Here is a 25,484-nt window from a genome sequence, read left to right on the forward strand (position 1 = left end):
TCCTACGACGTACCACTGCAACCATCGTCACGACGCATGCCTCTTTTTCAACTCTCCGACGACAACCTCACTGCCGTCGCGCAAGACGACTTTGTGGACGAGCGAACGCTCCAGCGTTTGATCGAGAAAAACCTCAAGGTGGTTTTCAACTCAAGTTTCGTCGCCACTGAGTTCAGGACGGGCCAGGTGCACGCGGGGCGGATCGATACGCTGGCTCTGTCGGAGGACGGCAACCCCGTCATCATCGAGTACAAGAATGTCTCCTCGTCCGAGCTGATCAACCAGTCGCTTTACTACCTGGCCTGGCTCAGGGACCATCACGGTGATTTCGAGATCGCCGTGCAGAAGGTCCTGGGGTCCGGTGTCGAAGTTGATTGGTCCGAGATACGGGTGATATGCCTCGCACCCAGCTACAGGAAGTACGACCTGCACGCCGTTCAGGTGATGGGTGCAAACATCGAACTGTGGACCTTCCGACGCTTTGCGAACGGTGCCATCTATCTGGAGGAAGTCTTCCAGCGGTCCGTGTCCGAAACCGCTGCGGTCCTTGAAGGCAAAGACCCCGTGATGGTGGCCGCCGGCAAGAAGGCTGCGTTGACGAGGGCGCTGGGCGGTTGGACTTTCGAGCAGCATCTGGAATCCAAACCGCAGCAGATTGCCGACCTCGCCATCGAGATTCAGGAGTTCATGCTGGCACTCGATCCAACGATCGAGGAGGCGCCCAAGAAGCTCTACGTTGCATACCGCTCGTCACAGAACATCGCGTGTGTCGAAGTCCAGCAGAAGAAGATTCTTGTCTTCCTCAAACTGGATCCGAAGCAGCATCCAGGCCCGCCGGGAATATCCAGAGACGTGTCCGACATTGGGCACTTCGGAACCGGTGATCTTGAGGTGAGCATCAAGACGCAGGCGGACCTTGAACTTGCCAAGCCTTTTGTGAAACTCGCATATGACAAGGTTGGCGGCTAGTCACGAGTCAAGTGGGTCACTTCCAGATGGAAATCAACAGCGGCGCGTCGAAACACAGCCTCGGTCAAGAGCTGCCATTGAAGCTGTCGCAGCAATAGTCCGCATTGCAGCTCCTCAATTCCGGGCAGTGAATCTATTGAGCGTGGTACACCCAGCCGCCTAGCAACTTCCCTCCTTGGCAGACATGAGGGCGGTTGGTAGAGTCATTAGCAAATTGAAGATGGCGCTCCCGAGGTGAGGGCGCCAGGTTCCTGAATGAGGGGCTTGGTCGATGTCGACGAAGCCAGAAGGGAAGGACTTGAGCAAAGCACCGAATGCACGCGCGCGGCAGGGATTGGAGTCGGCGGTACTGCCCGTCATCCAGCGCGCCAAGGACAGTCGACAGATTGTGATGGTCACACACAACGCCAGTCTGTCGGTCTTCTGCGACGTCGAGCAAACCATTCATGCTGAGTTTGACCGCGGCGAACAGTTCGCGCTGCCGCCCACCTCTGGCGCGATTGAGAGTCTTGAGCTCAACCGATCGTGCTCGATGTCCTTGAGGGGACGACGCTGGCGTTTGACAGCCGACATGGCAAAGACCTCTAACTGAACTGGCGCGCGCACGACATCTATGGAACCAATTCATCTCGGAATTGAGCAGTTTGACCTGCTGGATACGGAGCGACAGGGCGGTATGGCTACGGTCCGAAAGGCCGTATTGAGGAGCTCGAAGCAACCGTGTGCCCTCAAGTTCCTGAGGAAGGATGGGAACCAAGAGCTAGCCGCGATGAGCTTCAAGCGCGAACTCGAAGCCCTGGCGAACCTCGACCATCGCAACATCGTCAAGCTGATTGGCGTCGGTACGGAGGGTCTCGATCGGTTCATCACACTCGAATGGCTTGAGGAAACCCTTCGGGAGCGAATTGCCGCTCTGGGGCCACTCGATTGGGTGACGTTCTACGAGCAAATTGGGCGTCCTCTGCTCGTCGCTCTTCAGTACGCGCATGGGCGAGACATCGTGCATCGAGATCTGAAGCCGATGAACATCATGTTTTCGCGTACTGGGGTCCCAAAGATTACGGATTTCGGCATCGCTAGAGACCTCGCTCAGACAAAGCTGGGTTTAACTCTGGCGGATCTAGGCTCGAAGCCATGGACCCCGCCGGAATCGGACAACGGTGAGTTGAGCGTTCGACGCGACCTCTACTCCTGGGCGGCTGTCTGCGTCGCCTGCCTTACCGGGCGACAAGATTTCGCAGCGAGCTCAGACGTCCGTGAAGCAGCAGAGAAGCTTGGCGCTGTGATTCCGGTAGCCAAGCTGGTTCAGTGTCTGTCTGACTTTCCAAAGATTCGTCCAGGCACAGCCAATGAACTGCTATGGGATCTTGACGATTTCCATCGCGAAAAGCTTATCCAGGTCGAAAAGGTGCGATTCCTCGGCGTGGAGATCCTTGCGAGTGCCCATGAGGATCTGGAAGATTTGCTGGGCGATGAACAAGAGGTGGAACTGCGAGTGAAGCAGTTTCTGGATGACTTTCAGCCGGTGTGCGAGGTGGCGCAACTACCTCAGGGCGACTTTGAGATCCTCGGCCGAACCATGTGCCTTCGGGGGGGAAGGACGGGCGACTCCCCTTGGCTATTGATCAAGACCGTGCGCCTTGCGGGCAACGAGCCACTCCTCGAACCACGTGTTGAAGTGACTTTGACGATGTCCGAACGCTCTGCGACTGGAGCCGACGTGGAGCAGTCCCGGTTGTGTCTTGACTTCCTCAGCGGCATTCTGGCGACGCTCGAGGAGCGCCAGAAGGAAGAGCAAAGGCGACGCGACGAGGAGCGCTACCTAGTTATGCTGCAGGAAGTGGTTGCCGCTCGCACCCGTGCTTTGAAGGATTTGCCGACATTGACCTATATTGAGGGCCGTTGGGAAGGCGCAGAGTATGTGGTGCGGGTCGACGGCTATGAGCCTCCAGAAACAGGGAGTCGCCGAGTCATCCGAGCGGGTGCGAACATCAACGTGTTTGAGATCAGACGCGTTGCCCGCGACCGCATCTTCCTGCGTCAAGTGGGCCCAGTCCGGGGCGTTCTCCAAGCGCAAGGCGTGCTGGAGGTTGATATCACCGCACAGCGGCGGGCGCTGGAGCGGCAAGACGATGCGATCAAGGCTGTGCGTGCTGAAATGACCGCGCTACCCGGACTCAAGCGACTTCTGCTCAAGCCGGAAACTGCAGAGGCACCAGACCAAGTTGTCGACGTCGCTCCCGAAAATTTCAGTGAAGACAAGGTTGCTGTTTTACAGGCCGCGCTTGGCTTGCGGCAGATCCTGGCTGTTCGAGGACCACCAGGGACGGGCAAGACAACGCTGATAACGGAGATCCTTCGCCGCTTCCTGAAGCAGCTGCCGACCGCTCGCATCTTGGTCGCGGCGCAGACGCACATTGCCATCGACCACATCATCTCCAAGTTGCTGGACGAACCGGAGCTCAAGGATCGGGTGGTGCGGATTGCTCGGGCTGGAGATGAAAAGGTCGCGGAGCGTGTTAGAGAGGTCACGCTTCAACAGTGCGTTGCCGGATGGTGCATGCGCACTGCGAAGAACGCACGCCAATTCGCTGAACAGAGGGCGAAGCAACTGAAGCTAGATGCCGGTGAGGTGGAAAGGGCTGTCCGACTGGAGGCGTTGCTTCTTGCAACCAAACGCGCCGCGACAGTTGTGGCTCAAATTGCAGCAGGGACGGCCTCGCTTGAGAACACTGGAACCGCGACCTCAGCAGCGGATCTCTCGGTTGAGAACGCCACTGCCGCAGCGATGTCGGTAGATGAATTGCAAGAGGAGGCAAAGCGACTGGCGGAGGTGATCGAACACCTCCGCAATGAGTTGCGTGAGCTTGGACCCGATGGTCAGTTCATCGCGAACGCCCCAGATGGGGAGCTAGAGGAGTGTCTCGGGGTCATCAAGGGAACGGGAGACGTCTGGTCGCAGCTCAGACGAGAGATCGAGATGCAGGTCTCATGGCTCGATTTGCTAGGACAGCTGAAGCAGTTCGAAGAGCCGGTGCTGCGTTCGGCAGCAGTGGTCGCCGGAACGTGCGTTGGGCTGGGAAGCATTGAGGCGCTTCCCGGGATCAAGTTTGACCTCTGCATCATCGATGAGGCGTCCAAAGCAACTCCAGCAGAGGCGCTTGTTCCGATGGTTCGAAGTGAGCGTTTTTTGATCGTGGGTGATCCGAAACAGCTTCCGCCATTTGATAGCGGTGCGCTTGAGCTTGACGACTACAGCGACTCAGAGGCCAAGGAGACACTGCTTGACTACCTTCTCTCTCGATTGCCCTCAGAGTGCGTCTTCCAACTGACGCACCAACATCGCATGTGCCAGGGGATTGGCGAGCTAATCAGCCATGCGTTCTACAACAAGACCCTAGTCAACAAGAGGCCCGATAGCCAACGCCCTGGGTGGCTGCAGAAGATCTTTCCGAAGCCTGTAGTCTGGATCGATTCATACGGTTCGTCACAGAAGCGGCAGGGCTACACCTATGTAAATCGAGGCGAGCAAGAGATCGTTCTCGAAGTCCTCAAGCGTCTGCAACATGGCGCCGGACGCGCGAAAGCTCAAGTGTCCGTCTCCGTGATTGCCGCGTACGCAGCTCAGGCTCATGCACTGGATGCCAGCATTCAGAAGAGCGCGTTCGGCTCATTGTTTATTGAAGTGGCCACCGTGGACTCATTTCAAGGGCGCGAGACAGACGTGACCGTGTTCTCCGTCACGCTTAGTAATGACAGTGGTTGGCTCGGATTCTTGCGTAGCGCAAACCGCCTGAATGTCGCACTGTCTAGGCCGAGGGATCTTCTCGTGATCGTAGGAGACCAGCGGTTCTGCTATGCCGTTGAGGAAGACAACCCGTTTGAGAAGGTGATCGATCACATCGACAACCACCCTAAGACTTGCGAGACACGAAATGCTAAGTGAAGCAACGCAAGTAACTGCCGCGCATCTTAAAGAAGGCGATGAGGTACCTCTGGCCACCCTACCGGTCGCAGTTCCCCATTTCTCAGTTCGAGTGACTGCTGTTTGTGTGGAGCGAAGGCGCCTTTCTGTGGTGGCTGAGTACATCCTGAGATCGACCACTGTGGGGTTTGACCGGCCGGAGGAGATCGCGCCGTATCTTGGCCTGGCGCGGGAACAAGTTATTCGCGAAATTCAAGATCTCGAGCGCGATGGCTTTGTGTCTGTGGAGGGGGCAATTTATAGGGTGAGGCTAACCGAAAAGGGGAGCACTGCGATCCTTGCCGATGGGCCTCGGGCGCGAGTGGTCAAAGAGATTTCTTGCGTGATCAACGGGGTGACACGACGGACTCTCATAGTTGGAGTTGATCTCTTGCCTCGCCGACGACTGCAGGGTGGCACGCTGGCACTGCCAGCGGTTCCAGCAAAGCCACCACGTGCAAACGATCTGGATCTGCCTCAGGTCAAGGCCGCTCTCGCCGCAAGCAGCAACATGCACTACAGGTCCCTTGAGGTATCAAGGCTAGGGCGCGTTCTTCGAGCCAGCACATTGTTTCAACCAGCACTGCTGATGCTTCGAAGAGGTGCACATAGTGCTCCGATAATTTCTGTTGGAGGAACTGCTGATCTCAATCTGGCAAGAGAGCTGGGTGCACACGCGGCGCTTCAGAGTCTAAGAAAGAAAATCGCCCGCCAGGAGCAAACTGTTCGCCACGAGCTATCAGCTCAGCGGTCGAAGTTTCGGGGTCAGGGCAATCCAAGCGCGGACACGCTCCGGTTGGCACTGACCGCCGCATACGCTTGGCTGCAAGCAGATGGCGACGACCGTAAGACGGCCTGGTCTGAGTTCACCGGACATATAAAGCGCCTTATCGCCAAGTCGCATTGGTTGGGGGCGGCTGAGCTTGATCTACTTCAGTTGTATGCGGTCGGCTCCGCGTCAAAGCGTCTCTTACTCGTGATCCCCGACGTTGCAGGGATTGTCAGCCGCGATTTGCTGTTGGCAGTCGGTAGAGCCACCAGTCGCGGAGTAGCCGCCGAAGTTCACATGCATGCGGAGGACATCACTGCTGTTGCTGGCGACGCTGAGCTACGAGCGCTTCTAGGAAAGGTGAAGGTCAGTCCGCGCCCACGGTCAAGCGGATGGTGCGGGGTGTGCGTGGATAGTGGCCTTGCGGTAATTGGCCAAGCGAAATTTCTTGCCAGCCCGATGGGTCGCTACTCCACCTTCTTTGGTGCGGCAATGACGGACGCAGATGACGGCGTCGAGCTTCTTCGTGAGCTTGTGTCTAATAGCGTGCCGGTTTCCAGGAGAGGCGCCCGCCGGAGTGATCATCTTCGTTGACCAAGTCAGGGTGCATCGCGCCCGTCATCATTCAGGCCGAAGGATGGCCGGTTAAGGCACCCGGAGGCGTGGCGCTGACGGCATTGCCGGCGGCCCGAACTGAATCCTAGCTTGTCATCCTCTGCCCTGAAACCAACCTAGACGCGCTGCCGTCAAAGCTACAGTCATGTCTTTTGTCAACGATCTCTCGCTCTACGTCGGTATCCCCTTACTTCTGGGCTGTGCTGTTTTCATCATTGGGTATGCAGGACGGAAGCTCGCGGGTCGCTATTCCTCAGACCTTCGCATTGTTTGGTACCTGTTTTCGTTGACCGTGACGGTCACGCTCTTGATCGCCTGGTGGGCCACTAGCGTGGGCGCCATCGATGCGGCTGGCAGCTTTCGCGGTGCGGCCGGCAATGTACTCCTCAAGCTACTCAAGAGCACGCTGGATCTTGGAAGCGCCTTCGTCGTATACGGCGGCGTTGTGGCACTGGTGGTCTTTCCGCAGCTCGCAAGTTGGGTGCTCAGTGGGCTGCATGGTTGTGCTTCAGCGCCGATCTTCATTGGCCCGTCCTTTCGATTTCTCTTCTGGAGCATTGTCAAATCGTTGGTCATCGCAGCAGGCGTCATTTTTCCCACGGGCGTGTATGGCTGGATAGTGGGCTGGGACGGGATGAACGCCATGCAGGCCATGGTTCACGCATGCATAGCGTTGATATCGCTCGTCTTGGCCTTCGCGATGCTTTACGTCTATCGTGACGTAGACGAGGCTCTGGCGCCCACAAGCAACCCGAGTCCAAGCGCAGCGAGTGTTCGCAGGTTCATTCGCCGCGTTAATGCCTGGATGAACCGTCGGATCAGTTCACCTGATGCACCGAGTCCGCAAGAGTATTGCTACACGATGAGGGCTTCGTTTCTGACGCCGCCGGTGGGGGAAATGGGGCGATGGAAATTCTCTGCGGAGCACACCTGGCCCAAACCTCGATAGGTAGGCGTACTGCCGCACAAGAAGGAGGCGATCGAGCACGTGTCATCGGTATTTCTTGCTCCTCTGTGCTGCGGCGGGCGATCTCCTCGCCGACCTCCTTCGCTACCCTCCTTCAGAAATCAAGCCGCATCCAGATTTCAAGCGCCAGTGGGGGGAGCGATGCCGGGCGCCGCATCTCATCACTGCCGAACGGGTCTCTGCGCGGTGGGCCTGATCGTCCGGAACATTGGGCCGTGGAGATGATCAAGCCGCTGATGGGCCACAGCGCTTCCTAGCTGTTCGCTGGCAATCTTGGAACCCCAAGCGGGCGAGAGTAGATCGCACGGCGAACTGGGGTCTACTCAAACAGCGACAGGGCTCAGACTTTATTGCCTACCTTCCTGGCCCCTCCGAGCTGCTTCCCTCGGTTGTCTCAGACTTCATGATGCCGACAAGCAACCCTCGCCCTGGACGTCCCATCGATGATCTTGTCTCAGACATTGTTGGCAAAGAACAGCGGCGCTCGGCAGCCCGCCGTTCCCCAGCGAACTTTGCTGGCTCCACCGCGCCCGTTCGCGGATCGCTATTTGCCGTTGAGCTCCGCTTCGGCGCGCGCAAGGTCGGCGCAGAACGAGCGGACCAACTGAAGTGGCGGTGCTTCGGTTCGACCTTCCAGTGTGATGAAGGTGAATTGGGCATTGAGCTGCGTGAGGGGATGAAGATGCAGCTCGACCAACTCCCCGGTTTGTAGAAGCGCGCGCGTGGCGGCAAGCACACCGAGGAAGATGGCGTCGCTATTGCGTACGGCCTCTATCAGCGCGCCAATCTCGTCGGAAGAAACATGCAGCCATCTCTGCGGATTGGCCTGGCTTCCATGACGCTCGACAAGCAGGCGCGTCACGTCATCGCTCACTCCTGTCGAGATCATCGGGTATCGAGTGAGGTCCTTGAACGCCAGGGGCTGCTCACGTTGGCGGGCGAGCGGATGCTGACGGCGGCATACAAAGCCCGAGCGCATCATGGGCAGTACATCGATGCGCAAATCTTCGCGCGGCAAGACGGCGCGGTACGTCAGCACCACCGCATCCACAGCGCGTGAGCGCAATGCTGCGAGTTGATGGTCTGCGCCGCCACTGCTCAGGTGCAGTCCGACTTGGGGAAAGTTGCGCAGCATATGGGTCAAGAGCGGTGCAGAAAAGAGTGCGCTGGGCGCCCCGCCAAGTCCAAGTTTCACCGAACCGCTGAGCCCTTCGTTCAGCAATGTTGCGGAACGCTTCAGCTCGTGCGCTTCCATTGAAATCTTCTTCGCACGCACCAGGACCATTTCGCCGAAGGGCGTGAGTTCGTTGCGCTTGCCGATGCGATCGACAAGTTGCATGCCGAGCTCCTCCTCGAGCATCCGGATGCTGCGGCTGAGCGCGGGTTGGCTCAGGTGCACCTTCTCGGATGCGCGACTGAAAGAGCCGGTTTCGGCCAGTGCCAAGAGATGGTCGATCTGCTGGAGGTTCATGGCGACGCGCGTCACAAGAATGCAATCTGCTCATGGTAACGAGAAAAACAATGCATTGGACTGATTTGAAGCGGATTCCTAGCATTCATCACTCGCCCCACATACCACCAAGGAACTACCTCATGAAGCGTCTCGGTCAATGGCTATCGGTGCTCGCGCTGCTCGGCGTCAGCGTGCTTGCAGTGGCGGAGGAAAAATACCCCTCGCGGGTGGTCTCGATGATGGTCCCCTACGCAGCCGGTGCGGCGAGCGACTTCACCGCTCGCACGTTGAACGACCTGATCGCCAAGCAGTTGGGCGGTCAGGTGATCGTGGAGAACATGCCCGGTGCGAGCGGTGCGATCGCCGCAAGCAAGGTGCTGGCTGCGCCTGCCGACGGTCATTACATCTTCCAGGGCTCGCCGAACGAACTCATCCTCGCGAGCCTGGTGAACAAGAGCACACGCTACAAGTCGGAAGACTTCCAGTGGGTCGCTCCGGTGGCCGTGTCGCCGTTGGTCATCGTCGTCAATGGCTCGCTCCCCGCCCGCACACTCGACGAACTGGTCGAGCTCGCGCGATCACGCAGGGACACGCCACTTTCCTACGGAACGCCCGGCACCGGCACTCTCTATCACCTGCTGGGAGAGCTGTTCACCAAGCGCACGGGTGCACCGCTGACCCACGTACCGTACAAGAGCGGCGCCACGCTCGTTCAGGACCTCATGGGCGGGCAGTTCGACTTTGCCTTCCTGCCGTACCAGTCGTTCTACATGGACTATCAAAAGCAGGGACGCTTGAGAGTCATCGGAGCGCTCTCCGCAGGCAAGAGTCTCCCCCCGCCGTTCAATGCCGCGCAGTCCGCCGCAGACAGCAAGTTCATGAAGGACTTCAACTTCACCATCTGGACCTCGTACATGGTGAAGAAGGGAACGCCCAAGCCGATTGTCGAACGGCTGAATTCCGCCATTGCTGCTTCCCTCAAAGATCCGCATGCACGTGCGCAACTTGAGTTGCAAGCCAAATCCATCTTCGAGCCGATGAGCGTCGAAGCAGGAGAGAAGTTCTACGCATCCGAGGTCGACCGCTATCGCGAGTTGATCAAGACCGTGGGCTACGAGCGGCAATGAACCCTGCTCACTCAAGGAAAGAAGGAGCAATCATGAAGACAACACGAAAGAGCTGCCTGGCGATGGTCCTTGCAGTGACGCTGTCTGCTTGCGGTGGCGGCGGAGGCAACCCGGGCACTGCCGGGGGCATCGCCCTGCCGCCGTCGACGGGGGGCGCTCCGGCGACACCGGTTGCCGGCAGCGCACCACCTGCAGTGAGCGACACGATCGCGGCCACCACCGAAGGCCAGGTGGCAGGTGTCGCGAGCGCGGGCATGGTGTCCTTCCTTGGCATCCCCTACGCGCAGCCGCCTGTCGGCGCCTTGCGTTGGGCACCCCCGCAGCCGCCCTCCGCGCACGCAACGACCCTGCAGGCCACTGCATTTGGAAGCGCCTGTCTTCAAGGGACTTCTTTTGCGTCGTCGTCATCGGAAGATTGCCTCTACCTCAACGTATGGAAGCCAGCAGGTACGAAACCCGGCGACAAGCTGCCGGTGATCTTCTATATCCACGGGGGCGCATTCACGCTGGGGTCCGGCGAGATGGGGCCCAGCCCACTGGCGAGCCGCGGCGTGATCGTCGTCGGCATCAATTACCGACTCGGTGCACTCGGCTATCTTGCGAACAAGGCGCTGCGCACGGCCAACAAGGACGGCAGCCTCGGCAACTTCGCCGTGATGGATCAGCTGGCCGCATTGGGCTGGGTGCAAAAGAACATCGCGGCCTTCGGGGGCGATGCCGGGAACGTGACGCTCTGGGGCACCTCGGCGGGCGCGACGCAGAGCTTCTCGCTGCTGCAATCTCCGAAGGCCAAGGGCTTGTTCCAGCGGGCGGTGATGCAAAGCGGCGGCGCCGCGGAGTTTTCCAACCCGAGCATGGACACGTCGCTTGCCGTGGGTGATGTCGCTGTGAAGAACATGGGATGCGGCGCCGCGGCCGATGTGGTCGCTTGTCTGCGGGGGTTGCCCGCTTCGGCACCGCTGGCTCAAGGCGGCCTGAAGTGGCGGCCCACGGTGGACGCGCAGATCATCACGCAGGTGCCGGCACGGGCCTTTGCGACAGGCAACTTCAATCAGGTTCCAGTGATGATCGGCGGGGTGTACGACGAAGGGACGCTCTTCGTCGACCCCAAGCTGAGTGCCGACTACTACGCGCTGTACCTGCGCGGGCTGGCACCTGCAGGCTACGACACCACCGCCATCGAGGCCGCCTATCCGATCGGCAACTACGCCGTCCCCGCGCAGGGGGTTGCACGCGCAAGCGGCGACGCAATGTATGCCTGCGGCAACAGTTCAAGGCGCGATGCGCTCGCGGCCTGGGTGCCGGTGTACGGCTGGGAAATGGCTGATCCGCAGCTGTCGTTTCCATCGAGTCCGAAGGGCTTCTACTTCGGTTCCTTCCACGGCATGGACAGTTTCTATTTCACCGACACGGTGGATTCTCTGGGCGCATACCCGTACTTCGATCCAGGCAAGGCAACACCCGACGCGACCACCACCGCACAGCGCAAGGCGCTGTCGGCGCAGATGATCGCGTACCTGCTCAACTTCGCGAAGAACGGCGACCCCAATGGCGATGGTCGCAATGTCCCGACACGCTGGCCGCGCTTCATGGGTCCTTCGGACCGCGCATTGATCAACTTCACCTACCCGGTCATCCAGACATCGAGCAACGTGTTCGAGCACACGCACAAATGCGACACGCTGTGGGGGGCGGATGTTTTCCCTCCGTTGTATTGAAGCCATGAAATCCGACAACACAATGACCCATCAAGACGTCCTCGACGACCTCGAGTTCCGCCATCCCGCGATCCTCGATTGGCTCAAGTCGTTTCTTCGCATCCCGAGCGTGAGTGCCGATCCGTCGTTCGGGCAAGGGATGCACGAGGCGCGTCGCTTCCTCATCGATCGGTTGAACCAGATCGGGCTCGACAACGTGCAGTTGCTGGAAGGCGGCGGCGAACCCGCGGTCTATGGTGAGTGGAATCGCGCACCAGGCAAACCGACACTGATGATCTATGGTCACTACGATGTGCAACCGGCCGATCCCATCGAACTGTGGGCGACACCGCCCTTCGAACCGACCGTCGTGGACGGCCGGATCTATGGGCGGGGCACCTCGGACGTCAAAGGCTCGACGACCATCGCGCTCGAGGTGATCGCCTCCTTTCTTTCCGTGCAGGGAAGTTGCCCCGTGAACATCAAGGTGTTCCTCGAGGGCGAAGAGGAGACAGGCAGTCCCAGCTTGCGTATGCTTGCCCATCGCCATCGAGAACTGTTGAGGGCGGATGCGGTGATTTCGGCAGACGGTGGCCGCGCGAGCCCAAGTGTTCCGACGATCAACACCGGTGCGCGCGGGGTCGCACAGCTTGAAGTGCGCTTGCGCACGGCAAGCAAGGACCTTCACTCCGGACGCTATGGGGGGGCTGTGCGCAATGCGGTGCACGAGATGGCACGGCTCACTGCTTCGCTCCATGAGGTGGATGGTGCGGTCGCTGTCGACGGTTTCTACGATCAGGCGGTTCCACCTGGCGCCAGGCAGCGCACCGATACCGCCGCGTTTCCGTACGACGAGGCCGCCTACTTTTCAGACGTCCAGGGCGTTGCGCATGGAGAGCCGAACTATTCGGCACGCGAGCGCGTGACCTTGCGCCCGTCGCTGGACGTCAACGGCCTGTGGGGTGGCTACACCGGCAGCGGCCTCAAGACCATCATTCCCTGCGAAGCCTCAGCCAAGATGACGGCGCGCGTGGTGGAAGGGCAAGACGCGAATGAAGTCATCCAGGCGGTGCTTCGACACTTGCAGGCGCACTGTCCTGCGGGGTGTCATCTCGATGTGGTCAAGCTGAGCGAGGGATCTCCGGCATCGACCATTCCGCCCGAACACCCTCTGGTGCGTGCTGCCGAAGCGGTGCTCCAACGCGAGACCGGACGCCAGGCCATTCACGTACGGCTGGGGGCGACGGTGCCTGTGACTTCACTCTTCAAGGAAGTGCTGGGCATCGACACCCTGATGTTCGGCTACAACCTTCCGGACGAAGACGTGCACGCACCCAATGAGTTTTTCAGGCTGAAGTCCATGCGTGATGGCGCCAAGGCATGGGCGCTGCTGCTTGGCGAGCTGGGCACCCACTCGCCGGCTTCGTTCCACTCCCGCTAGTACGGTCACGCAGCGTCTGCAAGAAAAGACGTTGCACTCCCAGATGAGGCATGCCCGCGGCACCCGCAGGTGCGTCGCGGTGGCCTCGTCGCGTTCATTGGCTCAAGACATCCGAAGGACCCAGAGGGAATCTCATGACATCACACGAAACGAAAACGATCTCCAAGCGAGGCTTTCTTGCCGGCTCGTTGGCAGGCAGCCTTGCTTCGCTCAGCCTGGCCGCTTGCGGAGGTGGTGGACAACAGGACGCCATTTCGTCGGGCAACGGACGTCTGGCCCCGTTGCCGACCATTGTGCTGATACACGGCTCCTTGCACGGTGCCTTTTGCTGGTCGAGAGTGACGCCCTTTCTTGTCGAAGCCGGCTTCAAGGTGTTGGCCATCGATCTCCCGGGCTGTGGCCTCAACGGTCGATTCCCGGTGTCTTCCTATGCCAGGCCATTCGACCCCAGCGCATACAGCGCCGAGCTGTCGCCCGTCGCCTCGTTGACTCTGGCGGACTATGCGCAGTACGCCGGAGGCATCGTCGATCGCTTGTACGCGAGTACCAATGAACCACTGGTTCTCGTCGGACACAGCCTGGGAGGCATTACGCTGAACGCGGTTGGTGAAAGCCGTGCCTCGAAGATCCGCAATCTGATCTACGTTTCCGCTGTGATTCCGGCGTCCGGCGAATCGGTTGGAGAGTGTCTGTCCAGCAAGAGCGCCTTCGCCGAGTCCTATGTCGCCCAAGGAAAGAATGGCAGCGTCCGCCCGACGGCAGACATAGGAGCCGGGCGGTTCGACCTGAATACGCCGGACCCGGCGGTGCGGTCTGCCGTCAAGAATGCGTACTGTGGCGATGTGTCCGATGAAGACTTTCTTGCGTGGGCCAACATGCTGGTACCTGACGATTCGAGAGGGCCCCAGAACGGGAAGACGGTCTTGACGGCCTCGAACTGGGGAAGCATTCCGCGCTCCTTCATCAAGTGCATGAAGGACAAGATCATCCCTCCAGGGTTGGCGGATCAGATCATGGCCGCCCTCGACAAGTTCACCCCCGACAACAAGACAGTCGTTGAAACGCTGGACGCCAGCCATTCGCCATTTCTTTCCAGGCCCAAGGAACTGGCCGAGTCGATCGCCCGCTTGGCGCGTCGGTGAGGCATCAACCGGCTCGGATCATCCCGTTCGGAAAGCGGAGGTTCGACGCCGGGTTGACAACACCCTCCGCGAGAGCGCAATGCTTCGGGCGACGCAGATGGATCAGTTTCCTGTTGCATCGAGCGCGTTGAATCGTCAAAGGGCAGAGCGTGCAATCAAACAGCCGAGGCCATGAACAGCGGGAAAGAAGTTGCCATCCCATTTGCCCATCCGGTCTACATCCGAGGCATCCTGGACTGTCTGAACAGTCTGGGTGTGCGCCCTGGCGCCGTGCTTCTCCGTGCGGGCCTGGCCTGGCAGGATCTGCGCGATGGCGAGCACATGGTGGATTTTTCCGTGTTTCGCCAGCTCGTCATCCACGCCATCCATTGCAGCGGAGAGCCGGCGCTGGGCTTGATCGCCGGAGGCATGATCCAGCCCTATCACACCCAGGTTGGCATCGCGGCGGTGACGTCCGAGAACCTCGGTCAGAGCCTTGAACTCCTTGGTCAATACGGAAGACTGATCTTCGGGGGATTCGAGTTCGGGCTTGAGAGTGCTCAAGGATGGAGCACGCTCAAGGCAAGGTCGATTCGACCCTTGTGCGACACACATCTCTTCGTTGTCCACTCGATCGTTGGTGCGTACTGCCGTTTGTTGGAGGCGATCCTGGGCAGGCCTGCGCACGAGCTTGTCGTGGGTCTGCCGTACCCGCGTCCAGCGAGTCGTGACCTCCCGGTTTCGAATCATGTGCGAGTGATCGAGTTCGGGTATCCGTGCCTGACGTTCCACCTGCCGGTTGGATTGCTCCAATCACCCTGTCCCTCCGCCAACGCCGGTGCCTTTCTGGTGGCCCTGCAGGCTTGCAGGAAACTGGCATTGGAACGTTCGCATGGCACCTTCGTGCAGCGTGTTCACCAAGCACTTCTGGAGCAGTTGATCTTCAATCCGGATGTCAATGATCTGGCGGTGAACATTGGCGTCACGAAGCGCACGCTGGCTCGAAGGCTTGCAGATGCTGGCGTGACCTACTCCGACATCAAGGAAGACTTGCGCAGGACGCATGCCGCCTGGTACTTGCAGCATACCGAGCTGTCAATTGAAGCCATTGCGTCACAGCTTGGATATGGGGACCCTACAAATTTCAGTCGCAAGTTCAAGCACTGGTATCGAACAACGCCAAGCAAGATGCGGCAGAGGTCGCGGATCGACTCGCGATGAGATCGAGGACGCAAGGGGCGTTTCATTGGGAGGAGATTTCTGCATGGAAGTGCGCCAGAGCGAACGAATCCATCGGCGATGCGTGTCTTTGGAGTTTGTAGTGACGCGGCAACAAGAGAAACAACTCTGCGGGACGAAGTTGCATGGTTGATGTGGAAGTTTGCATGACCTGCTGCTTCTCTTTTGGATGAGTCCGATGGAATAGCGACAACTTCCTGAACGGAGGTTGCGGTGCGATAGGAGCACGTGGTGTTGGTCACCGAATGCCGATCGAACCCGCTTGTTTAACCTTGGAGAAAATTCAATGAAAAAATCCCTCGTTGCTTTGGCCGCTCTGGCCCTTGCAAGTGCCGCATCGGCTCAATCGTCCGTCACTCTGTTCGGTGTGGTGGATGCCTCTGTCAGTGGTTTTTCCAACAAGGCCACAAACGTACTGGGGCAGAGCATCACGACCAAGCAAACGGTTCTTCGCAACTCTGCCTACAACGCCAGCAGGCTGGGCTTCCGTGGAACGGAAGACCTGGGTAACGGATGGGCCGCCAGCTTCTGGCTCGAAGCTCCGATCACCAACGACGATGGGCAGCAGGGCGTGTCGACTTTCGCTCGACGCTCGACGGTGAGCCTTTCGGGCGGATTCGGTGAAATCCGTCTGGGTCGTGACTACACCCCCACTTTCTGGAACGACACGGTGTTCGACCCGTTTGGAACCAACGGCGTGGGTACCAACCTGATCTTCGTCGCCAACAATTCGTTCGGGGCATTCAATGGACCGGCCGCCGCGCCCGTGCCCGGCATCACGAACGTGACGGGCAACAACACGACCCGAGCCAGCAACACGATCGGCTACTTCCTCCCGCCGAACCTGGGTGGGTTCTACGGTCAGGTGATGTACGGCTTCAGCGAGCAGGTCAAGTACGACGCCGGCCGCTTCACGCCTGCAGGCACCAATAATGCGCGCGCTGGCCGCTACGTCGGTGGCCGCTTCGGCTACGGCAACGGCCCGTTGGATGTGGCGCTTTCTTATGGCAGCAGCACGATCGGTGACGACTTCTATGCGGGCACGACGACCAAGGTCAATACGCTGAATGTCGGCGCTTCATATGACTTCGGTCCCGTCAAGCTGTTCGGTGAGCTGTCGAAGGCCAGGAACAAGATCGACTATGAAGTCACACCGTTGGCAGGTGCCCGCCCTGACATCGATCTGACCGGGTATCTGCTGGGCGTGACCGTGCCGGTCGGCGCCGGTCTTGTCCGTGCCGCCTGGTCGCACGTCAGGTTCGACCGCAACTTGCCATTCAATCCGTTCGTCGTGAGCCCAGCCGATCAGAAGGCCACCAAGCTGGCGCTGGGCTACGTGCACAACCTGTCGAAGCGCACGGCGTTGTACGCAACGATCGCTCGCGTCAGCGACAAGAACGGTGCGAATCCGAGCGTCGGTGGGCCGGGCTTCAGCAGCAATCCGGCGTTCACACCCAAGACTTCGACCGGCTACGACGTCGGCATCCGTCACGCTTTCTGACGCGCATCGATCTGAGTCAGCTTCGAAGTGGAAGACGGGAGGGCCATCCATCGAAAGATGAACGCTTCTCTCGTCTCACTCGACGCGAGGCGCACCGCTGCGGCATCCGTCGCATGCGTTCTTGCTGTGCGTCAGCGGAATCTCGGGCTACCGCTGGAACGACGTTGATGGTTGGAGGCCAAGTCCCAATGCAGGAACACATCCCCAAAGGACAGGCCATGGAGACCGCACTTGATCTCAACGACCTGCGCGTTTTTGCCTGCGTCGCTTCTCTGGCCAGCTTCTCCCTGGCAGCCGATGCCTTGAAGGTCCACAAGTCGAGTGTGAGCAGGAGCATTGCCCGGCTCGAAGCGTTTCTGGAGAGTCCATTGCTTCAGCGCACGACGCGCAAAGTTCGACTGACCCGGCGCGGCCTGGCCTTGAACGCGCGTTGCGTTGAGATCCTGTCCCGCATCCATGAAACCGTCCGCGATGTCGGCAATATCGAAGAAGACACACCCGGGCCCGGCGGGCCGGGGCAGGGATGCAGCCGCGGCGATTCGGAAGAGGAGCGTGTTTCGTTGCATGCGCAGGGTCTATGGTGATTACAAGAACAATGCATTGGACGGATGGTTGGGCGGTTCATAGCATCCATCTACGTCGTACTCACTGCTTTGTACGCCGCCCTTCCCACGGCGAACCGCCGACTTCCGGAGCGGGCTTGGCGAAGCGCTCAGCGGACTCACTCCACATTGCATCAAGCACTCAATACCCGTACTTCTTTGAGGAACAAATGAAACCGATTTCCCCTGTGTTGGCAGACCGTGACGGCAAGATCTGGATGGACGGCGAACTCGTGGACTGGCGCGACGCCAAGATCCACGTGCTGAGCCACACGCTGCACTACGGCTGCGGCGCCTTCGAGGGCGTGCGCGCCTACAAGACGGCCGACGGCGCCACCGCCATCTTCCGCCTGGCCGAGCACACCGAGCGCCTGTTCAACAGCGCCAAGATCCTGCGCATGAAGATCCCGTTCTCGCAGGAACAGCTGAACGAAGCCCAGAAGCAGGTCGTGCGCGAGAACAAGCTCGAAAGCTGCTACCTGCGCCCCCTCATCTGGATCGGCTCCGAGAAGCTGGGCGTGAGCCCCAAGGGCAACAAGATCCACGCCATGGTCGCGGCCTGGTCCTGGGGCGCCTACCTCGGCGAAGAGGGCATGCGCCGCGGCATCCGCGTGAAGACCTCCAGCTACACCCGCCACCACGTCAACATCACGATGACGCAGGCCAAGACGGTGAGCAACTACACCAACTCGATCCTCGCCAACATGGAAGCGCTGGACGACGGCTACGACGAAGCACTGCTGCTCGACGCGAGCGGTTTCGTGTCCGAAGGCGCGGGCGAGAACGTGTTCGTGGTCAAGGGCGGCGTGGTCTACACGCCCGACCTGTCGGCCGGCGCCCTGAACGGCATCACGCGCAACACCATCCTGCACATCTGCAAGGACCTGGGGATCGAGCTGGTGCAAAAGCGCATCACGCGCGACGAGGTGTACGTGGCCGACGAAGCCTTCTTCACCGGCACGGCCGCCGAAGTGACGCCCATCCGCGAACTCGACCGCATCGAGATCGGCAACCGGGGCGACGGCGGCGCGCGCGGCCCGGTCACCGAGAAGATCCAGTCGGCCTTCTTCGACATCGTGAACGGCAAGAACCCCAAGTACGCCCACTGGCTCACGAAGGTCTGATTCCCTGCCGTCGCCGATGGCATGAGCGCATGCGTGTCACATCCGCATGACACCGAAATGCGTCGGCCTCGGCACCACCACCGCATCGCATCTTCGAACATGCCGGATCACGGCAAGGGAGCAGGACGTTGATCTTCGCCGCACGACCGGTCTCTTGGGGTGGACGCGACACTCATGCAGTCGGTGCCCTTTCCAGCGTCTTGCCGAGAGCGTTTGCAGCCGTATGGCGGTAGGGCGCATGGCGCAGCCGCACTCGACCTTCGAGGACTTGGTCGCCCTGGGGGTCGGTGCACTGCTCATATCGCTGGGGCTGTCCTTGCTGAGCAGTGCAAGCCTGCTCACCAGCGGCATTTCTGGGGTGGTCTTTCTCGCTCACTATGCCTTCGGCTGGGAGATAGGGAAGTCGTTCTTCTTGATGAACCTGCCCTTCTACTTGCTCGCGTTTGCCCGGCTGGGAAAAGTGTTCGCGATCAAGACCTTGGCAGCAGTTGGGCTCATCTCGGTGCTCACAGCCAATGCACGACAGATGTATGGCCTCCAGTCGGTGCATCCTGCCTTTGCCAGCCTGGCTGGCGGTGTGCTTGTCGGCATGGGACTGCTGGCGCTTTTCCGGCATGCGGCCAGTGTGGGTGGGTTCAGTGTGCTGGCCGTGTACCTGCAGAACCGGCGTGGCTGGCGGGCCGGCCATATACTGATGGCCGTCGACTGTGCCGTCTTGCTGACAGCATTCATGGTGATCGACCCGGTCCACGTGCTGTGGTCGGTGGTGGGTGCGGTCGTTCTGAATCTGATGGTCATGCTCAATCACAAGCCCGGGCGCTACATGACCTTGTGAATGCGCTCCTGTTTTCAAGGGGAGAACGCCTGCCGCTTCAATCACTCCGGAAGACCTGGATTTCAAGATGCAATGCGTGGCCTCTCGCAGGCACGCTGTCTTGGGCATTCATGGCGGGAAAAAGCCTTCATGGACAAACGGTAATGAAGCGCAGGCCTTTCCCGCTTCCACCTGGGCTAGCATTTGCGTTGCAGGCCCCCGCATCCCAGGGGGCGCAACGTGAGCACAACCGCACCGCCATCCATGGGTATTTCTTGCCGTGGCCGCACCGACTGACGTGCTCGGCCCCACCGTCATCTGGAACTGCCTCATCGTCGAGGACGATGCCGACAACGCGCGCTACATCGCCGAAGGCTTCCGTTCGCTCGGCCATGTGGCGGTGATCAGCCGCGATGGCGCGGATGCGTTCGCGCGCGCGACGGGCGAGACGTGGGACCTCGTCATCCTCGACCGCATGCTGCCCAACGACGTGGACGGCCTGTCGATCCTCACCACGATGCGCGCCCTCGGCAAGAAGACGCCGGTGCTGGTGCTCAGCGCATTGAGCGCGCTCGACGAGCGCGTGCGCGGGCTCAAGGCCGGCGGCGATGACTACCTGGCCAAGCCCTTCACCTTTTCCGAACTCGCGGCGCGCGCCGAGGCGCTGGTGCGGCGCTCGCGCAGCGGGCCCGAGATCCGCACGCTGCAGCTGGCCGACCTCACGCTCGACCTGGCGCGCCGCCATGTGGAGCGCGGCGGCCGGCCCATCGCGCTGCAGCCGCGCGAGTTCAGGCTGCTGGCCTATCTCATGATGCATCCGGGGCAGGTGGTCACGCGCACCATGCTGCTCGAGGCCGTGTGGGACTACCAGTTCGATCCGCAGACCAACGTGATCGACGTGCAGGTGAGCCGCCTGCGCGGCAAGCTCGATGCGGGCGGCGCGCCGACGCTGATCCACACCGTGCGCGGCGTGGGCTACACGCTGGCCGCGCCGCAATGACCCGGGCCCTGCGCCAGCTGTGGCGCTCGGTCGGCTTCCGGCTCGCCTTCTACTACGGGCTGCTCGTGGCCATCACGATGCTGGCCGCGCTGGCCATCGTCTACATGCAGACCGTCGGCGTGCTGCAGCAGCGCATGGTGCGGCAGGTGGCCGCCAGCGTGCAGCAGCTGGTGGTGCGTTACGAAGCGCGCGGCGCCGAGGGCGTGGCGGGCGAGATCGCCCATGCGCTCTCCGACGGCCGCAACTCCGACAACGAGATCTACCTGCTCACCGACCGCGAGGGAAACAAGCGCGCGGGCAACCTCGACCAGATGCCCTCGCTGGCGCCCGATGCGGGCGACGGCGTGCACCGCCGCGTGGTGCGCGCGGGCCAGACCGTCATCGCCTACCTCGTGATGCGCCCGCTGCCCGACGGCGGCATGCTCGTGGTGGGGCACGACCTGCGCGACCAGGAGTCGATCGAATCATTGGTGGCGAGCGCCAGCGCGGCGGCGGGCATCGTGGCGGTGCTGCTGCTCATCGGCGGCACCTTCGTCTTCCGCCAGGAGCTGGAGCGCAGCGTGGGCGCGGTGCGGCGCACGGCCGCGCGCATCGCGGCGGGCGAGCTGCAGGAGCGCGTGGCGCCCTCGGGCCAGGAGGACGAGTTCGCGCTGCTGGAAGGCGACATCAACGCGATGCTCGACCGCATCCAGTCGCTGATGGACGGCGTGCGCCATGTGTCCAACACCATCGCGCACGACCTGCGCACGCCGCTCACGCGCGTGCTGGTGCGCCTGCGTGCGGTGGAGGCGGGGCTCGGCGAGGCCGGCCATCCACAGCGCGAGCCCGTGGCCACCGCCATCCGCGAGCTCGAGGAGCTGGCCGTGATGTTCGAGAAGCTGCTGCAGATCGCCGAGGTCGAGGCCGGCGCGCGGCGCCAGCAGTTCGCGCCGGTGGCGCTGCACGTCATCGCCGACGACGTGGCGGAGTTGTACGAGGCGGTGGCCGAGGTGCGGGGCATCGCGCTGCTGCGCGAGCCTGCCGACCGCGCCATCGCGCTCGGTGACCGCGACCTGCTCGCGGGCGCGGCGGCCAACCTGCTCGACAACGCGCTGAAGTACGGCGGGGCCGGCGCCACCGTGCGCATCGGCACGCACACGGTCGACGGGCGTGCGCAGCTGTTCGTGCAGGACGACGGCCCCGGCATTCCGAGCACGGAGTACGAGCGCCTGGGCGTGCGCTTCCATCGGCTGGACCACAGCACGCCGGGCCACGGCCTGGGGCTCGCGAGCGTGCAGGCGGTGGTGGCTCTGCACGGCGGTCGCCTGCAGTTCGGCGATGCCCGCCCGGGCCTGCGCGCCTGCATCGACCTGCCGACGGCGGACGCCTGAGCGGCGCCTTCTTCGCCTCGTCGCGCCTCGAACATTGCCGAATGGCAATGCTTTGTTCATACACACCGCGGCGCTGAATTCCTAGGATCGCTGACGCACATCCTGTGCCGATCAACGCAGTTCCAGGAGACATCAACGGTGAGAATCAAGAGTCAGAGAGACTTCTGCTCGGGCGTGCTTTTCAGCGCCTTCGGCGTGGCCTTCGCATGGGGCGCCACGACCTACAACGTGGGCACCGGCGCCCGCATGGGCCCCGGCTACTTTCCGCTCATCGTGGGCATCCTCATCGCGTGCATGGGCGTGCTGATCACGTTCAAGGCCCTCACGGTCGAGACCGCCGACGGCGAACCGGTGGGCCGCATTGCATGGAAGCCGCTGCTGTTCATCATCGGCGCCAACCTGGTGTTCGGCGTGCTGCTCGGCGGGCTGCCGAGCATCGGCTTGCCGTCGATGGGACTCATCGTCGCGATCTATGCGCTGACCTTCATCGCGAGCCTGGCGGGCGACAGCTTCGGCTGGAAGGGCGTGACCCTTCTGGCGACCGTGCTCGCGCTCGGCAGCTACCTGGCCTTCGTGGTGGCGCTGAAGCTGCAGTTCCAGGTGTGGCCCACCTTCATCGCCGGCTGACCCGCGCAGAACAACAAGAAATCCAAGAGAACAATGGACCTGATTACCAACCTCTCGATCGGCTTCGGCGTGGCCTTCACCGCGCAGAACCTTGTCTATGCCTTCGTCGGCTGCCTGCTGGGCACGCTGATCGGCGTGCTTCCGGGCATTGGCCCCGTGGCCACCATCGCGATGCTGCTGCCCGCCACCTACGCGCTGCCACCCGTGTCGGCGCTGATCATGCTGGCCGGCATCTATTACGGCGCGCAATACGGCGGCTCGACCACCGCCATTCTGGTCAACCTGCCGGGTGAATCGTCGTCGGTGGTGACCGTGATCGACGGTTACCAGATGGCGCGCAAGGGGAGGGCCGGGCCGGCGCTCGCCGCGGCGGGCCTGGGCTCGTTCTTCGCAGGCTGCGTCGGCACGCTCATTCTTGCCGCCTTCGCACCGCCGCTGACCGAGCTGGCCTTCAAGTTCGGCCCCGCCGAATACTTCTCGCTGATGATCCTGGGCCTGATCGGCGCCGTGGTGCTGGCCTCGGGTTCGCTGCTCAAGGCGATCACGATGATCCTGCTCGGACTGGCGCTGGGCCTCGTGGGCACCGACGTGAACTCGGGCGTGGCGCGCTACAGCTTCGACATCCCTGAACTCACCGACGGCATCGGCTTCATCGCGATCGCGATGGGCGTGTTCGGCTACGGCGAGATCATCGCCAACCTGGCCGTGCCCGAGCATGAGCGCGAGGTGTTCACCGCCAAGGTCAAGGGCCTGTGGCCCACCAAGGAAGACTTCCGACGCATGACGCCCGCCGTGCTGCGCGGCACCGCGCTGGGTTCTGCCCTGGGCATCCTGCCGGGCGGCGGCGCGCTGCTGTCGGCCTTCGCGGCCTACACGATCGAGAAGCGCATCAAGCTCAAGCAGGGCGAGGTGCCCTTCGGCAAGGGCAACATCCGCGGCGTGGCGGGGCCGGAGTCGGCCAACAACGCCGGTGCGCAAACGTCGTTCATTCCGCTGCTGACGCTGGGCATTCCGCCCAACGCCGTGATGGCGCTGATGGTCGGTGCCATGACGATCCACAACATCCAGCCGGGCCCGCAGGTGATGACCAGCAACCCCGAACTCTTCTGGGGCCTGATCGCCTCGATGTGGATCGGCAACCTGATGCTCATCGTGCTGAACCTGCCGATGATCGGCATCTGGATCAAACTGCTGACCATTCCCTACAAGTGGCTCTTTCCGTCGATCGTGCTGTTCTGCGCGGTGGGCGTGTACTCCGAGAACAACAACACCTTCGACGTGTGGATGGTGGCGATCTTCGGCATCGTGGGCTACCTGTTCCTCAAGCTCAAGTGCGAGCCCGCGCCGCTGCTGCTGGGCTTCATCCTCGGGCCGATGATGGAAGAGAACCTGCGCCGCGCGCTGCTGCTGTCGCGCGGCGACTGGAGCGTGTTCGTCATGCGTCCGCTGTCGGCGGGGCTGCTGGCCGCCGCGGCGCTGCTGCTCATCGTGGTGCTGCTGCCTTCGGTGAAGGCCAAGCGCGAAGAAGCCTTCGTCGAGGAGTGACGCGGCGGTGGCGCGGCGTCAGGGCCGCGTCACCCGCCGAACAGCCGCCGCATCCAGCCCATCTTGACCTGCCCCGCGGCGCCGCCTTGCTGCACCGCCTTGCGCACCTGCGCGTGGACCAGCACTTCCGCGGACGAATCCGTCGTGTGCAGGTGCGCTTTCACGGTCGGCACGTAGGCGCCGTCCTCATGGCGGATGTGGTTGAACAGCCAGCGCGAGAGCATGTCGTGCAGCTCGGCCAGCACCTCTTCGCCGTGCTCGAAGCGCGCGCGGAATTCGGTGACGCGGCGCACGAAGATCTCGTGCACCTTCCGGTGCGGGCCCGTGAAGGGGTAGCCCGCGTCCTCGATCATGGCCTCCTCGAACGCGAAGTGCGAGGCGGTGTAGTCGATGGTCTCCTCGATGATCCGGCCCACGACTTTGCGGTCGTTCGTGCGGCGGGCGTCGTCCAGCGCATTGATGTATTGCACGATGCGCTGGTGCTGCGTGTCGATCTCATGGATCCCCGTATTGAGCTCGGTCTTCCATACAAGGTGGGCCATGGTCTTCAGAACTTTGCAGGTGGATGTAAAAGTCCAGTATCGGCAGCCGAAAGCGGCGCGCGGTTGATCTGAATCAAGCGCGTCGGTGCGGTGAAAGAGAAAGAAAGACAATCGGCCCGTGACGCCCGCCGAAGACCCCCAGAACCCGCCCGCTGCCGTGGAGCCCCGGCCGTTGCCGCTGGTCGTGCGCTGGCTGCTGATGGTCTTCGCCGCGTTGTGCCTCGTGCTGGCCGCCATCGGCGTGGTCGCGCCGGGCATGCCGACCACGGTCTTCGTGCTGATGGCCGCCTGGGCCGCGGCGCGCAGCTCGCCGCGGCTGCACCGCTGGCTGCTCAACCACCGGCTCTTCGGCCCGCTGCTGCGCAACTGGGAAAACGGCCGCACCGTGAGTCGGCGCGCCAAGTGGAGCGCCACCGCGGCGATGGCGTTCTGCGCGGTCGTCATCGGGTTCACCGCGCACAAGCCGTGGCTCGCGGGCGTCGCCATCGGCTCGATGGCGGTCGTGCTGGCGTGGCTGTGGCGGCGGCCGGAGCCGCCGCAGGGCGGCTGATCAGCCCTTGGCCAGCTCCGCGCAGATCGCCGGGTTCCAGTGGAAGCTGCGCGCCTTGTAGGCCGTGTCGAAGATCACCTTGTAGCGGCAGCTCGTCGCACCGCCGCCCGAGCGGAAGTGAAAGACGTAGTCCCACTCGCGCACGGCGGCCATGCCTTCGTCGAAGTGCGGGCGGCCGATCAGGGCGTAGAGCTGGTCCTTGGTCGCGCCGGGGCCGACGGCGCGCAGGTTCTCGCGGTTCGGAAAGCTGCCTTCGGTCTGCCACGTTTGCTGCTGGTCGGCGCCGGGCCAGACGAGTTCGGTGGCCTTGCCGTCGCTGTCGATGCCGCGGCTCACGTACGAGGTGCAGCCGGCGAGGGTGAGCAGGGCCAGCAGCGCGGCGGTGGGCAGAAAAAAGGTGCGTGTCATGAAGGAGGAATGCGTGGGGCCTGGAGCGATGGCGGTTCT

General features: G+C 61.8%; 22 protein-coding genes. 19 read left to right on the plus strand and 3 right to left on the minus strand.

Going from position 1 to position 25,484, the window contains the following annotated elements; translation table 11 throughout:
- Positions 1-36: 36 nt before the first annotated feature.
- From AC07OX_RS15345 to AC07OX_RS15365, 5 genes are all read left to right on the plus strand, one after another.
- A complete protein-coding gene (locus tag AC07OX_RS15345; RefSeq protein ID WP_495261962.1) occupies positions 37-969 on the plus strand; it encodes a DUF5655 domain-containing protein in 933 nt (310 codons plus the stop codon).
- A gap of 298 nt (positions 970-1,267) precedes the next feature.
- Positions 1,268-1,561: a hypothetical protein gene (locus AC07OX_RS15350; protein ID WP_495261963.1), complete on the plus strand. Its 294-nt coding sequence runs from the start codon at positions 1,268-1,270 to the stop codon at positions 1,559-1,561.
- An 84-nt stretch (positions 1,562-1,645) separates the two neighbouring features.
- Complete coding sequence (locus tag AC07OX_RS15355) at positions 1,646-4,915, plus strand: AAA domain-containing protein (protein WP_495262000.1); 3,270 nt, start codon at positions 1,646-1,648, stop codon at positions 4,913-4,915.
- 130 nt (positions 4,916-5,045) lie between these two features.
- Positions 5,046-6,296, plus strand: coding sequence for a hypothetical protein (locus AC07OX_RS15360; protein ID WP_495261964.1), 1,251 nt, complete (start codon positions 5,046-5,048; stop codon positions 6,294-6,296).
- A 166-nt stretch (positions 6,297-6,462) separates the two neighbouring features.
- Positions 6,463-7,266: a hypothetical protein gene (locus tag AC07OX_RS15365; RefSeq protein ID WP_495261965.1), complete on the plus strand. Its 804-nt coding sequence runs from the start codon at positions 6,463-6,465 to the stop codon at positions 7,264-7,266.
- Positions 7,267-7,828: 562 nt separating this feature from the next.
- Here AC07OX_RS15365 and AC07OX_RS15370 read toward each other — a convergent pair.
- The gene (locus AC07OX_RS15370) at positions 7,829-8,755 is read right to left on the minus strand and encodes a LysR family transcriptional regulator (RefSeq protein ID WP_492744893.1); all 927 of its coding nucleotides are present in this window, start codon (positions 8,753-8,755) and stop codon (positions 7,829-7,831) included.
- Positions 8,756-8,877: 122 nt separating this feature from the next.
- Here AC07OX_RS15370 and AC07OX_RS15375 point away from each other — a divergent pair, with 122 nt between their 5' ends.
- The 13 genes from AC07OX_RS15375 (at position 8,878) to AC07OX_RS15435 (ending at position 23,945) form a co-directional block, all read left to right on the plus strand.
- Positions 8,878-9,864 carry a tripartite tricarboxylate transporter substrate binding protein gene (locus AC07OX_RS15375; RefSeq protein WP_492744891.1) on the plus strand — a complete coding sequence of 329 codons (987 nt, stop codon included), beginning with the start codon at positions 8,878-8,880 and terminating at the stop codon, positions 9,862-9,864.
- A gap of 32 nt (positions 9,865-9,896) precedes the next feature.
- Positions 9,897-11,582, plus strand: a complete 1,686-nt coding sequence (locus AC07OX_RS15380; RefSeq protein ID WP_492744889.1) for a carboxylesterase/lipase family protein — start codon at positions 9,897-9,899, stop codon at positions 11,580-11,582.
- A gap of 4 nt (positions 11,583-11,586) precedes the next feature.
- Positions 11,587-13,002 (plus strand): dipeptidase, encoded by a 1,416-nt coding sequence (locus AC07OX_RS15385; RefSeq protein WP_495263287.1) that lies wholly within the window; start codon positions 11,587-11,589, stop codon positions 13,000-13,002.
- A 134-nt stretch (positions 13,003-13,136) separates the two neighbouring features.
- Complete coding sequence (locus AC07OX_RS15390; RefSeq protein WP_495261967.1) at positions 13,137-14,144, plus strand: alpha/beta fold hydrolase; 1,008 nt, start codon at positions 13,137-13,139, stop codon at positions 14,142-14,144.
- A gap of 171 nt (positions 14,145-14,315) precedes the next feature.
- Entirely contained in the window at positions 14,316-15,344 is a 1,029-nt protein-coding gene (locus AC07OX_RS15395; RefSeq protein WP_495261968.1) for an AraC family transcriptional regulator, read from the plus strand.
- Positions 15,345-15,648: 304 nt separating this feature from the next.
- Complete coding sequence (locus tag AC07OX_RS15400) at positions 15,649-16,863, plus strand: porin (RefSeq protein WP_492744881.1); 1,215 nt, start codon at positions 15,649-15,651, stop codon at positions 16,861-16,863.
- A gap of 218 nt (positions 16,864-17,081) precedes the next feature.
- On the plus strand, positions 17,082-17,447 hold the full coding sequence (locus tag AC07OX_RS15405; protein ID WP_495261969.1) for a LysR family transcriptional regulator: 366 nt from the start codon (positions 17,082-17,084) through the stop codon (positions 17,445-17,447).
- A gap of 188 nt (positions 17,448-17,635) precedes the next feature.
- Positions 17,636-18,589 carry a branched-chain amino acid transaminase gene (locus AC07OX_RS15410; protein WP_495261970.1) on the plus strand — a complete coding sequence of 318 codons (954 nt, stop codon included), beginning with the start codon at positions 17,636-17,638 and terminating at the stop codon, positions 18,587-18,589.
- A gap of 238 nt (positions 18,590-18,827) precedes the next feature.
- The gene (locus AC07OX_RS15415; RefSeq protein WP_495261971.1) at positions 18,828-19,424 is read left to right on the plus strand and encodes a YitT family protein; all 597 of its coding nucleotides are present in this window, start codon (positions 18,828-18,830) and stop codon (positions 19,422-19,424) included.
- 295 nt (positions 19,425-19,719) lie between these two features.
- Complete coding sequence (locus AC07OX_RS15420) at positions 19,720-20,403, plus strand: response regulator transcription factor (RefSeq protein WP_495262001.1); 684 nt, start codon at positions 19,720-19,722, stop codon at positions 20,401-20,403.
- Complete coding sequence (locus AC07OX_RS15425; RefSeq protein WP_495261972.1) at positions 20,400-21,773, plus strand: sensor histidine kinase; 1,374 nt, start codon at positions 20,400-20,402, stop codon at positions 21,771-21,773. The genes AC07OX_RS15420 and AC07OX_RS15425 overlap by 4 nt, the downstream gene beginning before the upstream one ends.
- Positions 21,774-21,911: 138 nt before the next feature.
- Entirely contained in the window at positions 21,912-22,400 is a 489-nt protein-coding gene (locus tag AC07OX_RS15430; RefSeq protein WP_062481184.1) for a tripartite tricarboxylate transporter TctB family protein, read from the plus strand.
- A 33-nt stretch (positions 22,401-22,433) separates the two neighbouring features.
- Positions 22,434-23,945, plus strand: coding sequence for a tripartite tricarboxylate transporter permease (locus AC07OX_RS15435; RefSeq protein ID WP_070060062.1), 1,512 nt, complete (start codon positions 22,434-22,436; stop codon positions 23,943-23,945).
- A 29-nt stretch (positions 23,946-23,974) separates the two neighbouring features.
- Here AC07OX_RS15435 and AC07OX_RS15440 read toward each other — a convergent pair whose 3' ends face one another.
- On the minus strand, positions 23,975-24,487 hold the full coding sequence (locus AC07OX_RS15440; RefSeq protein ID WP_447741205.1) for a bacteriohemerythrin: 513 nt from the start codon (positions 24,485-24,487) through the stop codon (positions 23,975-23,977).
- A 118-nt stretch (positions 24,488-24,605) separates the two neighbouring features.
- Here AC07OX_RS15440 and AC07OX_RS15445 point away from each other — a divergent pair, with 118 nt between their 5' ends.
- On the plus strand, positions 24,606-25,037 hold the full coding sequence (locus AC07OX_RS15445) for a YbaN family protein (protein WP_495261973.1): 432 nt from the start codon (positions 24,606-24,608) through the stop codon (positions 25,035-25,037).
- Here AC07OX_RS15445 and AC07OX_RS15450 read toward each other — a convergent pair whose 3' ends face one another.
- On the minus strand, positions 25,038-25,445 hold the full coding sequence (locus AC07OX_RS15450; protein ID WP_495261974.1) for an outer membrane protein assembly factor BamE: 408 nt from the start codon (positions 25,443-25,445) through the stop codon (positions 25,038-25,040).
- Positions 25,446-25,484: the final 39 nt, after the last annotated feature.

It is taken from the genome of Variovorax sp. GW821-FHT09D07 (assembly GCF_059416345.1).